Consider the following 13,236-nt stretch of genomic DNA (forward strand, 5'->3'; position numbering starts at 1 on the left):
TTATTCTGCTTCCTAGGATATCTATACGAATCTATTTTCTATTAATTCTCACGCATAGGGTAGCAAAAGTATTTTTGACACATATATTAACATGTGAGCAAACTCACGAACCTTTGTTAGGAGGTTGATAGCATGGCAGTACAGCTATCTAATCAAATATTCTCCATCTCAATCGGGGATTATGGGGATATCTCTTCCTTACGTCTGACAGGAGACACCTTCAATACGAATTATGTCATGAACGGCTCTAACGCACCTAAACAAAATACGTCAGATCATCAGTGGCTGGGTGAACTCATGTTCACCTATCGTCTCGGTAACGGGGCGTGGACTCGGGCATGGACAAGCAATTCTGCTGATGTGCGCCAGATCATCTCTTCTGGTAACAGCGTCCAGGTATCCTATCAAAATTCCTCCAACCATCAGGGAATACGCAACTTCACTTTACAAGAAACCTATTCGTTGGTTAACGACTATTTACATTGGCAAATGAAAGTAACGAATACTTCTAATCAAGCACTGGAAATCGGAGATTGGGGGCTGCCGCTTCCTTTTAACGAATACTGGTCCGGTGGCAATAATGAACAAATCTATGAAACCAGGGTACTCTCTCACTCCTTTGTAGGTCATCACAGTTCCTTTATTACAGCTGGACGACCTAGCGGCATCGGACCGTATATCCTGCTGCTACCTGATGCCGCAACGGGTGCTGGTCTCGAATATCAGGACCACTGGAGAGTCGAGGAGCATCCAGGCAGTACATGGGCTATGGAGCAAGGCGGCTGGTCTGAGGGACTGAATGTGTTCTATATCCACTCCAATGTCATCAAAAGCACCAACCGTGGTTATATCGGAAGCACCAGTCTGTCGCTGGCCCCTGGTGAAAGCAAAACGTATGCCTTTAAATTCTACAAGGTAACGGACGAGCAGGCTGTAAAGGACAGGCTATACAGCGAGGGGCATGTGGATGTGACTGTGGTTCCGGGTATGATTGTCCCGACCAATCTCAAAGCTAAATTCGATCTGCATACCCGTAAATCCATTACCTCTGTCACAGCGCAGTATCCCTCCGAAACGACCATCAGCTATTTGGAAAATGCCCCTACAAACCACAAAATATATGAGCTTACACTGGGACGATTGGGTCACAACAATATTACAGTAAATTACGGTAACGGCGAAAAAACCGTTCTCCAGTTCTATGCCATTGAGCCGGTTGACACTGCACTTCAGCGTCACTCCACCTTCATGGTCAACAGCACCCAATGGAACGTACCGGGAGACCTGCGGGACAAGGTGTTTGACGACTGGATGATGCAATATAAGGCCAAACGCAACAGCTTTGCTGGCTACTGGGGCTGGGGTGATGATTGGGGATTAACTCACGGCCAGTTTCTAGCGGAGAAAAATGTCCAGAAGCCCGTGGCCTCTGAGATCAAGGCTGTCGATGATTATCTGGAGGTGGCTATCTGGACGAATCTGATGGAAGGCCATCATACCGATTATTTGGTCCCTGATTTCCTGATGCCACAACCTAATACGACACCAACATACCGGGGCTATGCCTATCCGCACATTTATAATACGTTTTTCAGCATGTATAAACTTGCCAAGCTGTATCCCAACCTGGTCAGCTATCGCAATAGCAAAAACACATATTTGCTACGTGCTTACCATATTTTTAAAGCATTGTATGAAGGTCCTGTTGCTTATAACTGGAACACAGGGCTTATGGGTGAGCTGACCACACCTGATATGATTAAGGCGCTTCAGGAAGAAGGATTGACTACTGAGGCTAACGACATGATTGCCAAAATGGCTACCAAGTACAACAATTTCAAAAACACCACCTATCCCTATGGCTCTGAGTACAACTATGACAATACAGGCGAAGAGGCGGTATATACACTTGCCAAAATGAACGGCAATACGACAATGATGAGCAAAATCAATGCCAAAACACGCGCCGCACGCGGACATATGCCTGTCTGGTACTATTACGCCGATCCGGTCACAATCACCGGAGAGAATTGGTGGAACTTCCAGTACACCACTTCGCTGGCGGGCTATGCGATGGATGACTGGACACGTCGTTATTCGTCCAAGCCTGAAGTGGACCAGCGCCTATCCTATGCCGCCAAACTGGCGAACATCGGGGCGATTAATTCGGGACAGATCAGCCCGGACCCTGCCAATATCGGGGCAGTATCGTGGACATATCAGGCAGGTAAGGGCAATTACGGCGCCCTTGGTCTGGACGGCGGCCCTCTCTTTAACGGATGGCGCGGCATGTCCGGGGAAGCCGATCTGGGGCTGTTTGGAGCCATTAAAATCCTAAGTTCGGATGTTGCTGTCGATCCCATATTCGGATTGTTCGGTTATGGCTGTGACGTTACAGAAAGCAATAACAGCTATACGGTTACTCCAAAAGACGGCGTATTCCAACGTCTGCATCTGATTACCCAGAAGCTGAGTCTGGAGTTGAACCGGGACCAATATACCTTGGCCGTCGTGTCCAAATCCAAGAACAACATCCGTCTGATGTTGAAAAATACGACACCAGGCACAGCTCATACTACTACTGTGACAATAACCGGACTCGCGACAGGTACGTATGATGTACTGGTAGACGGCACAAAAACCGGCTCAGTCACTGCTGTTAACAGTGCTGCGACTACAACCAGCCTGAATATCGGTACGGCAGCCAACTACGATATCCGCATTCAGTCCAGTACAGGCATTCCAGCTCCCGCTGGGGACATTATAGCCCATTATGAATTTAACGAAACGGCCGGATCAACCGCAGCCGATTCGTCAGGTTATGGGCAGCAGGCCAGTGTAATTGGCGGCTCGTGGAGCGCGGGGCGGAATGGCAATGCCCTGCGCCTTAACGGTATTGGCGCCTATGCCAGCCTGCCCGGCGGAATCGTTAGCAGTTTAAATGACTTTACGATTGCAGCATGGGTACGAGTGAACACGCATAATGGCTGGGCTCGTCTGTTTGATTTTGGAGCAGGAACAGATCGGTATATGTTTTTGACCCCGAAGGCCGAAGGGACAGGTATGCGTTTTGCCATCACTGTCTTGGGGAACGGAGAGGAACAGCAGCTGAACGCCCCGGAACTGGCTACAGGGGTGTGGAAGCATGTCGCAGTGACTCTGTCAGGCACTACGGGAATTATGTATGTGGACGGTATAGAGGCGACACGTAACACGGGTATGACGCTGAGACCTTCCAGCCTTGGACTGACAGATTGGAACTACATTGGGAAATCCCAGTTTGATGATCCTTATCTTAACGGTGCAGTAGATGAGCTGATCATTTACAACAGAGCTCTGACTGCTCAGGAAATCAGGGGCTTGGCCTCGGCAAGCAGCACCATACAGCCCATGATTTGAGAGTCCAAGCATATGCTGAAGGGGCCGATTAGAATGTAATTATAAATTTAATTTAATGCATTCCTTTCATGCCATTAACGTTTTAGATTGTGAATGATTTGTATTATGAATGATTCGTACCGTGAATCATTGGCGTCGTAAATGATTGGTATCGTGAATTATTTTTGCGGGTGCTTCCCATCGCCTCCGCCCCGGATTTCTTATCTTAATTCTGCAATCAGGGGAGAAATCCGGGGAGATGATGCTTCCGAAGCGAGCCTTCCTATGGAAAGCTGGTAAATCGACCACTTTACCGAGGGGTCCAGCCGTAGCTCTTCCATCTGCAGAGCAATTAGCTTCGTCTAATACGTGTCGTTCTTGGTCTTAAGCGAACGAGTTCCTCACTGGTGAGTTGTCTAGTATAGGAACGAGGGGAAGATCCTGTATCTACCCTGAGCACCCTGCCTGCCCCGCTGGGGCGGGCTACTCGTGTGTTGAATACCTGCATGACCCACTGCACTGGAAAGGCTATGGATAAGCGACCATCTGCCGTGCCTGCATAGTTGACCGCGGCTGCATAATTATCGGACTGTCTGAGCCATACAGAGCCGGAATCCCCGGGTAGTGATACAGGAGTCGTACCTCTAATAACTGTCTGATCTTCGAAGGTCAGCAGGCCCAACTCACCACCATAATTGATTTGCAAGTCCGTATAGACGGACTCTACCGTGCCATTAACCCGCCCGCTCGTACGCCCTACCTTCTTCAATCTTTCTCCTATGCGATAGGCGGTAACATGACCCGGAATCGCTCCCACTGTAGCATAACGGGGATTGAGCAGGTTGTTGCGGGTCGGAAGCGAAAGCGCTGCATCAATCAGGTTCGTTCCAGTGGGATTTAAGCGTACGTAACGATACAGTCGTCCTATACGATCCTGGGCAACCGTCCCCCCATCGGCTCCGCCTGGCTGAATTGTAGCCTCCCGATTGTCTGTATTGGAGGGATTGAGCACATGGTTATTGCTTAAAAGATAACGTGTAGCCGGCGCTCCAGTTGGGGCAACGATAAGTCCGGTTGTACCGGAGCCTTCAATCGTCCCGACACTGTAGCCGGCGATGACCGGGCGGATGCGCACTTTGTAGTCCGTAGCATTAGCCCTGATTTTTCCAGTCTTTACAATTCGGACAGGAACGTTCGATTTCTTCCCTAAGGCAGTGGCCGACAAGAGTCCAGTAGAGGCCGACGCTAGACGGTCCGTGTACACAATGACAGCGGCTCCCTTTTTGGGGTGCGCAGGGTCCCTGTAGCCTACGCCAATGCCGTGAACACCGGACATTTTTAAGACTCGCTTGGCCATCCGCTTTTTCACCTGAAGCGCGGCCGAGAAGGTAGCCAACATAATCATCTCCTTTTACTTTCAGATGAAATATTGTATGGCTAAGGCCGCTCTGCGTTCCATTTGATCTTACGATCGCTGTTGCTTCTCTAGAGCCAAACGGACCGCTGCGCTACCGAACTCCGTATCGAACTATATATGAATAAATTACAAAATATGGTATAATAACTCGCGAAATTGGCATTCGATCATTTGATTCTAATGTTCGAGGAGGTATTTCATGTTTTCAATGATATTGACATACAGCATACAGGCAATTGTGATTTTACTGATTATCTTCACAGTGTTGAGAAACAACAGAAAGAAAATAGGCCGAGGATCACTTTCACTGCTGCTATCTCTTCTTGGCATGGCTGTTTCTTTTGAATTTGGCGATTACATATTCGGAGACCAGTTGCTTTCCTTTTTAGGAATGTCAGCATGGTCCAATCCTGTTAATAATACTGGGTTCCACTACACTATTTTTGTATCGAGTATCTTTTTTATTCCTAGCTTAATCATTGGATATAAAAATCCTGAAGATTTTGGAGCTCTTATTGGAAAACGAATTTCTAGTATTTATCTATTTATAATCATCATTTCGCTTTTATTTTTCGTAATAAGCTGTTTGTCGAAGTGAAAGTTAGATGTGTGGTCATTCCAAAATAAGAGGCCTTTCTATAATTGAACTGATCTCTGTTAAGTAGACCGTAATAAAAAAGCAACCTTAAGCAGCCTACGTCCGATATTCATACGGTCTTAGGCTGTTTAATTTCTGTTAAAAACAATGGTGTGTAGAAATAGATGTAACGTCAAGTGTGCGAGTATGAATTCTCTATATAGTACAAGAATAACAATAATTGCAATCAAAATTCATAAGAGTGAATTAAAAATTCATAAAAATGAACCGGAAATATTTTCTTTTTCACATACTTAGTCTCTACCACTGTTTGCAGAAATTGATAGTTTATTGTTATATGAAATAATTTTTACTTCAATAGAACTATTTTAGTTTTTTTCCCTGCTGTCGATATAATTGAGGATTCGCTAAAAAGCCCTTTCCTATAGGAAGATGGGATCAACTCGCTAAAAACAATGTTCGTTGTGATTGATAGTAAAAGTCAACCAGCCGATCCAAGGAGGTAGTGTACTAGAACATTTTTCACTTAACACATCTTATCTTGCGTTAACCGATAGCAAGATATAAAACATTAGGAGGATAACCAATATGAATTCATTCAAGAAAACGAAGAGCTTGATCACCGCCCTGACCGGGGCTGCGTTATTATTCGCGCTACCCATGACGGCAGGCGCGGAGAGTAATATCAATTATACTGGCATGTTCCTGGGCTATGACGGAAGTGTAGACACCAGTCCTGTCCAGACCTACAACCCTGACATCGTCTCTTATGATCTGCTGAACTGGAACTACGGGGGGAGCGATGCAGCCTCCATTACCTCCCATAGCGCCTCAGCCATCCAAGGCTTAGGTAAAATCGTTACCATTTCTACCCACATGCCCAATCCCCAGGGTGGAAATGTAAACGCCCTGATGTCTGATTCCGATTTTAAGATCTTGGCCAATACAGACATTTCATCCATCAATTCATCCAGCCCCGTATGGCTGCAAAATTATAAGGCTCAGATTGACAATGTTGTGACTAGCCTGCAAAAGTTTGACTCATCCCCCGTCTACTACAGACCCTTCCATGAAATGAACGGAGGCTGGTTCTGGTGGGGAAACAAGAACACGACAGACTATAAGAACCTGTACATCAATCTGTACGATTACATCGTGACGACCCATGGCATGTCCAACGTCAATTTTGTCTATGCTCCAAATAAAGGAGCCAACGCGGCCGCTTATTATCCCGGCTCCAGCTATGTCACTTGGATTGGCATCGACGCCTACAGCGACGATCCATCCAATGACAATGAAATCAAGATGGCTTACAATGACATCAAAGGACTTGGCAAAACTTATGGCTTCTGCGAGATTGGACCAGCCGTGGGCGGCGACCATGTGGATCGCAACAATAATCAGCTCAAGGAATTCGATTATTCGCTTTGGAGCAATGCCCTGAATGAGATCTATACTGGAGCAAGCTTCTTTATTACCTGGGACGGTGCCTATGCTCCGCAGAACAATACGAATAGCAGCACGCTGTTTGCGAAGTAGAGCTCATAGTAAGCGTCCGGCTCCCGGTTCGGCAGCAAGGCATCATACGTGTTATTCCAAGAAGACAGCAAGGTCCTGGAAGATTAGGACGTCATCAAGCACGACAAAAAAGCATGCCCTTATGAACTGAAGTTTCCCTATCAAGCAGCCAATTATTAATAAGCCCTATTTAAACAGCCTGAGTCCCATATTTGTAGGGACTCAGGCTGTTTAGTCTCTTTTGAAAACGTTCGTGGTTAAGAAAGGCTTTTTTTAGCAATGAGAAGCACAGCTTATCCCTTAACTGCTCCCTCCGCAATGCCTTCCATAATGAATTTTTGAAAAAAGGCATAGATCAGAATAACCGGGATGGAGGTCAGCACGAGCGCAGCCAGAATGAGCGACCAATCCTTGTTGTATTCTCCAAACAACATATTGGTCGAGAGAATCAGGGTGTAATGGTTCACATCCGTCAACATCAAAAGTGGAAGTAAAAAGTCATTCCAAATCCACAGGAAATCCAAAATGGCAATTGTGACGGTGATCGGCAGCAGCAAGGGAAATATAATGCGAAAGAACGTTTGGAACTCATTGCAGCCGTCCATTTGCGCGGATTCTTCCAGCTCACGCGGGATGGATTTGACGAATCCATGATACAAAAAGATGGCCATGTTCACGCCCAAACCGATATAGATCAAAGCCAAGCCGTACGTACTGCCTTGAACAGACAAATCTTTTGCCATTCGTGTAAGCGGTATCATTATAGAGTGAAAAGGCACCAGCATGGACGCAACAAACAGGAAGAAAATCGCACTGCTCAGTTTTCCACTTGTACGAGACAGCTTGTAGCCTGCCAGTGCCGAACAGACCACGATCCCGCCAATGCCGATAAAAGAAATAATCGTAGAATTCAGAGCGCTGTTCAGCAAATGGGTCTGATGAAAGGCCTGGCTGTAATTTTCAAAGTGAAGCTTCGTCGGCAGCGCCGTAAAGGATGCAAACATCTCACCCTGTGTTTTAAACGAATTAATGACCGCCATGTAGATCGGAAAGAAGGACACGACTGCGCCCACGCACAGCATCAGCGTGATCAGCAAGGAATTAGTCTTTTTCAGCCTCATGCCTCCACCTCCCTCTTCTTCATGACACGCAGCTGGATCAGAGTAAAGATGAGCACAATGGCGAACAAAATAACGGATTTAGCACTCGCATAGCCATAACGGAAATTATTCGAGAAGGCCTCCTCATAAATGTTCATCGTAATTACCTGTGTGCTGCGTCCCGGTCCTCCGCCAGTCAGTCCATACACAACCTCATACACCTTGAAAGCACCGTTAAGTGTCAGGAAGAAACAGATCGTAATCGCGTGGGTAATCATCGGCAGCGTCACACTTCGCAATGTCTGAAATGCGTTCGCTCCATCAATAATAGCAGCCTCCTTCAAGCTTTGTGGTACACCCTGAAGTGCAGCCAGATAGATGATCATCATATATCCCACACCATTCCAGAGCGAGACAATAATGATGGAAAAGAACGATACTTTCGGATCACCCAGCCATGATTGACCTAAAAAGGCGATAGTCGTCTTTTCGGCAATCTGCGGCAGCACAGAGGAAAAAACGAATGTCCACATAAATGCGCTAATAATAGTACTGATCATATTGGGCATAAAAAATATCGTCCGAAAAAATCCTTTGCTGCGTGTACGTGATTCAATCAACACTGCCAGTACTAGCGCAAGTACATTTTGTAGCACGATCATGACCAACACGTATTTAAGTGTAAACCAAAGGGAATTGAGAAAATCGGGGTCTTCCTTCAAGGATTCCACAAAGTTCCCCAAGCCGATAAAGTTGTAATTGGGATTCAATCCATTCCAGTCTGTAAAGCTGTAGTACATGCCGCTGATCGTTGGAATAAGCAGGAAGATGGCGTAAAAGATCAGTGCCGGGGCAGTAAACGCCAGCAGCATGACGTATTTTTTGTAGATTTTAAAAGGCATGGAGTCTCTCCCTCCCGATGTCATTCTGTAGGTTCCCGCTACTTGTTCACTTTGTTATACGATTTCCATGCCTTATCCAGCGCCTTAATGACGTCATCCTGCGAGAGCTGACCAGCATAATAGGATTGGAGCGACTTGCCTGCCTCGTCCTTGACCGCCTGCGGGATGGATGGATCTTGGTACGACTTGCCTGCTTTCACATATTCGGTAGCGTCATTAACCCAAGGATAGCTTTTGAACGTATGCACTTTGGAGATAGGGTTAAATTTCAATGCTTCATAGAACGCGCTGGAATCCTTGTCGTCCAACACATAGTTAACAAAATCGAGTGCAACCTCCTTATTCTTGCTTGTAGAGGATACAGCCAGCGAAGTCGATGTCGACAAATTGATCAAGGTCGCATTTGGATCGTCATTAATCGGTAGCGGGGCTACTCCAAAGTCCATCTTCGGATCCGATTTTAAAATCGTTTCCGCAAACCACGGCCCCTGAATCCACATCGCCGCTTTACCTGAGGCAAAGGCCGCCGACCCATCATCCCCGCCAATTTCCAGCGCCTTATCTGTACCATTACTGTTCACCAGATCAATAATATCGAACATGCTCTTCATTTCCGAGAACGAGCCTTTGTCCTGATTCATCCGTTCGATAAAATCCTTATTCTGTGTGTTCATCATTGCACCTGCAGTGAGCGGCACGAACAACTGTGGAATCCAGGATTCCTTGTAGGACAACAGGAACGGTTTCACATGATTCGCTTTCAGCTTGTCGACGACAGCCTTCATTTCGGTCAACGTTCCCGGCGGCTTCAAATCCAAATCCTTAAATATCTTTTTATTGTACAAATAGCCCCAGGAGATCGTTTCCAAAGGAACCGCTACAACCTTGCCGTCTTGAGTTGTCACCGAGGGCTTCACACTGTCCATCAATTTGCTGACAAATGGCTGACCGGACAAATCCTCCAAGTATCCCGCTTTGTAAAACGGTGGAATTTCATTCACCGCATGCAGTGCGAATACGTCCGGTGCATCGTTGGATGCGAGCCTTGTCTTCAAAATTTGTGCGGCATTGTCAGCAGGCGGCATCTCCAGTTGAACGGTAACGTCGATATTTTTATCTTTCTTCTCTTTGGCTACAAACGCATTAATGTATTTATCGTAGTGCTCCTTCAAACGGGGCTGAGCAATAAACATTTTGAGATTTACGGTTTTGCCGTCTCCACCGGAACCGCTGCTGTCACTGCCTGAAGAATTCGCTCCACATCCGGCCAACAACGTGCCAACCAGCATCGTACTCAATACACCTTTCCACATCTTCATGCAAAATGACCTCCCCTAAGTTGAAAATAACGATTTTGTATACGCTTTCATTATAGGATGGGAGACCACTTCTGCCATTGGACACCGTTAGCATATTGAATTGGATTTTTTTAAACTTCCTTTCTCATTTCACCGGGGGCCATGCCAAAATGCTTTTTAAATACCCGATAAAAATAAGACACATCCTCGTACCCAGCCATCTCTGCAACGGCTTTAATTGAAATCTGTTTATTGGCCAGCCATTCCCGCGCCTTTTCCATTCTCCGTTCTACAATGTAGTCCGTTACATTCTGACCGTACTCCTGCTTAAATACCTTGCTCATATACTCTTTGCTCACAAAAAAGTTTTTCGCCAACTGCTCCAGTGTGATCGGCCCAGCATAGTAACTATCGATATACCGCCGTACCTCCTCCAAATTCAGCTTGTTTTTGTATTTCCGCTGCCGAATCAGCTGATCCAGTTCCTGAACATAGCATGACGATACGAATTCCAGCGCATGTTCTACAGAGGATAGAACAGCCTGCGAAAGCGGAAATCCACCCTTTGCCGTAGAAGTATTCAGCCCGTTATCCGCTGACAGTTCTTTCAGCAGAGAAAGCAACTCCTGCACCAGCCTGCCCAGCATATGTGGAGTTGGTGCTCCATAACTCTCCAACTCCTGCACAACCTGTCTGCATGTTAAGTTCACCCCGTCACGATTCAGCTCATTAAAATAAAGACGCAGCAGTTGCTTATACCGGGTTAACTTGTGAAAAAACTCATAATCCAGTTCTGTTGCTTCTGGTTGCTGTTCGGCCAACTTGACCTCCAGATCGTTTTTGCATTTGAGCAGCACCGCATTCAGCTCGACAGGATTGACAGGCTTTAGCAAATAATCAATAGCCTTGTAACGGATCGCATGTTTGGCATACGCGAAGTCATCATATCCGCTCACAACAATGATTTTCACATCAGGATATTGGTTATTTAGCGCTTGCAGCAGCTCCACTCCGTCCGCACCTGGCATGTGCATGTCCGTAATCACAATGTGGGGAGCTAACTCCCCGACCAGCCTGAATGCTTCATCTCCGTCCTCTGCCTCACCCACCACCACCATTCCAAGCTTTTCCCATGCGCCAAATGTCTTCAAAATATCGCGGTTCCACGGCTCATCGTCAACGATTAATACCTTGATCATACTTTGCCCTCCTCTGCTGAGGTGAATGGAATACGAATAGTGACACATGTACCGACTCCCTGCTCACTATCTATCGTCACTCCGTAATGCACTCCAAAATTCATCCGTATACGTGAAGACACATTGCTTAATCCAATATGACTGCCCTGCGCCCAAATTGGTTCCTCCGATGCGTTTTCCAGCCTAGCTCGAACTTTTTCCAGCTTGTCGGGGGGCATACCGTTACCATTATCGCTGACCGTAATGCACACATCTTCTTTCATAATCTCCACGCGGATTGCCATTTTCCACGCCCCTGCCTTGCGATCAAGACCATGCTGAAATGCGTTTTCCAACAATGGTTGAAGCGATAGCTTCGGCAAACGAATATCCATTGCCTGCTCTTCTGTCTCCACCTGAAATACCAATCTTTGCGGAAAACGACGCTGCTGGATGCGCATATAATGTCCCACATGATCGAGCTCTGCGCGCAGAGAGGCCATATCCTGAGGCTCCCGTACCACGTAACGGAACATCTCACTCAGCGAACGAATGACTTCATAGGTATCCTCCGGCTTTTGGGAAAACACCATACTTCCAATCATTTGCAACGTATTTTGCAGAAAATGAGGATGAATCTGCGCCTGGAGCGCTTTCAATTCAGCCGTCTTTTTTTGCAAATTGATACTGTATTCTGTCTGGATATGTTCGCGTATTCGGCCTGCCATCCCATGCAAACTTCTTTCCAGCAACCCAATCTCATCCGGTCGTATACTTGGTTCTCCAACCGGTCCCTTGATCATATCCAGTTCCTGCACCGAACGCGCCAAACGGACAATCGGGCGTGCGGTCCTCCATGCGATGAAAACGGCGATGCAAATGGAAACCAGGATTGAAATTACGCCTACGACAATACCATACAGCATGGTTGAAAAGGCACTGTGGTTAATGGAGGAAGTCGGTATGATTTTGACCAGTTTCAGTCCAACCACATCCAGATCATTGTAGAACACATAATGCTCGGCAGTTTGAAGCATCCCCGGACCCGGCTTAACGTCACGAAGAGCAGCCAGCACTCCTGCAGGAGGAGGCGATTGCCGAGCCTGCACTGGATACATAACTCTGCCATCCCTATCTGTAATCAACACTTGATGCTGATCCCATCGTCCCAGCAGACCCAGCGTCTGATCGAATTGTGACCACAGCACCTCCAATGAAATAGCCCCCGTCTGCTTCTGGTCTTCAAAACGCCGAATACTGCGTGTCAGTGTAAAGCGTTCCGGGTCAGCGGAGCTTGGTCGAATCGAATAATCCTTATTCGCTTGCCACATCTCAGCATACTGCGGGGGAATACCGCCCACTGTCGTAATTTCATTTTGCATACTATTGAAGGTGAACACGGTTTGCGATTGCTTCAAATATAGCTGAATACCGATGACATGACTCCCGGCTGAATAATACACATTCGCCAGCGTATTCAGCATTTTTCGCTGGGCATTAAATTGGCTAGAAAGATTGTCAGGCTCTCGTTCATTCAAATAATCGCTTAGATCAGGGCTGATCTGAATGCTGTAAATCAGATGATTCAGACGATCTAACTGGTCGCTGATATAAATGCCCGTCCATTTCATGTTGGACATGTTCGTCTCGACCACTTCGGTTTCCATAGACGATCTGCTTTTCTCCGCAGCCAGCACCGTGACAGCAATGACCGGCAGCACAGATAGAACAATCATCGTCAAGACTAGCTTGAGCTGAATGCTACGTCGATACGGGGCCATCAGCGCCCGAAACCAGCGGATTGCTCGGGTTGGCATAGCGATGCACTCCTCTATTCAGCCATATGC

General features: G+C 46.8%; 9 protein-coding genes. 3 read left to right on the forward strand and 6 right to left on the reverse strand.

Annotated features, from left to right (window positions below):
• Positions 1-132 precede the first annotated feature (132 nt).
• Positions 133-3,399: a DUF5695 domain-containing protein gene (locus tag HFD99_RS21195; protein WP_123796784.1), complete on the forward strand. Its 3,267-nt coding sequence runs from the start codon at positions 133-135 to the stop codon at positions 3,397-3,399.
• A gap of 331 nt (positions 3,400-3,730) precedes the next feature.
• Here HFD99_RS21195 and HFD99_RS21200 read toward each other — a convergent pair whose 3' ends face one another.
• Complete coding sequence (locus tag HFD99_RS21200; RefSeq protein ID WP_016819389.1) at positions 3,731-4,777, reverse strand: hypothetical protein; 1,047 nt, start codon at positions 4,775-4,777, stop codon at positions 3,731-3,733.
• A gap of 217 nt (positions 4,778-4,994) precedes the next feature.
• Between HFD99_RS21200 and HFD99_RS21205 the strand changes: the two genes are divergently transcribed.
• Both HFD99_RS21205 and HFD99_RS21210 read left to right on the forward strand, forming a co-directional pair.
• Positions 4,995-5,393, forward strand: coding sequence for a hypothetical protein (locus tag HFD99_RS21205; protein ID WP_045245135.1), 399 nt, complete (start codon positions 4,995-4,997; stop codon positions 5,391-5,393).
• Between the two features lie 588 nt (positions 5,394-5,981).
• Complete coding sequence (locus tag HFD99_RS21210; protein WP_045245136.1) at positions 5,982-6,932, forward strand: glycoside hydrolase family 26 protein; 951 nt, start codon at positions 5,982-5,984, stop codon at positions 6,930-6,932.
• A 272-nt stretch (positions 6,933-7,204) separates the two neighbouring features.
• On the opposite strand, the gene HFD99_RS21215 is transcribed toward HFD99_RS21210, so the two are convergent.
• The 5 genes from HFD99_RS21215 to HFD99_RS21235 form a co-directional block, all read right to left on the reverse strand.
• Entirely contained in the window at positions 7,205-8,032 is an 828-nt protein-coding gene (locus tag HFD99_RS21215) for a carbohydrate ABC transporter permease (protein ID WP_045245137.1), read from the reverse strand.
• Entirely contained in the window at positions 8,029-8,913 is an 885-nt protein-coding gene (locus HFD99_RS21220; RefSeq protein ID WP_045245138.1) for a carbohydrate ABC transporter permease, read from the reverse strand. The genes HFD99_RS21215 and HFD99_RS21220 overlap by 4 nt, the downstream gene beginning before the upstream one ends.
• Positions 8,914-8,951: 38 nt before the next feature.
• Positions 8,952-10,232, reverse strand: coding sequence for an ABC transporter substrate-binding protein (locus tag HFD99_RS21225; RefSeq protein ID WP_045245139.1), 1,281 nt, complete (start codon positions 10,230-10,232; stop codon positions 8,952-8,954).
• A gap of 110 nt (positions 10,233-10,342) precedes the next feature.
• Positions 10,343-11,410, reverse strand: coding sequence for a response regulator transcription factor (locus tag HFD99_RS21230; protein ID WP_045245140.1), 1,068 nt, complete (start codon positions 11,408-11,410; stop codon positions 10,343-10,345).
• A complete protein-coding gene (locus HFD99_RS21235; RefSeq protein WP_045245141.1) occupies positions 11,407-13,206 on the reverse strand; it encodes a sensor histidine kinase in 1,800 nt (599 codons plus the stop codon). Before HFD99_RS21235 ends, HFD99_RS21230 begins: the two co-directional genes overlap by 4 nt.
• Between the last annotated feature and the right edge of the window lie 30 nt (positions 13,207-13,236).

This window comes from Paenibacillus sp. EKM301P, from assembly GCF_011800295.1.
In the GTDB taxonomy this organism is placed as follows: domain Bacteria; phylum Bacillota; class Bacilli; order Paenibacillales; family Paenibacillaceae; genus Paenibacillus; species Paenibacillus polymyxa.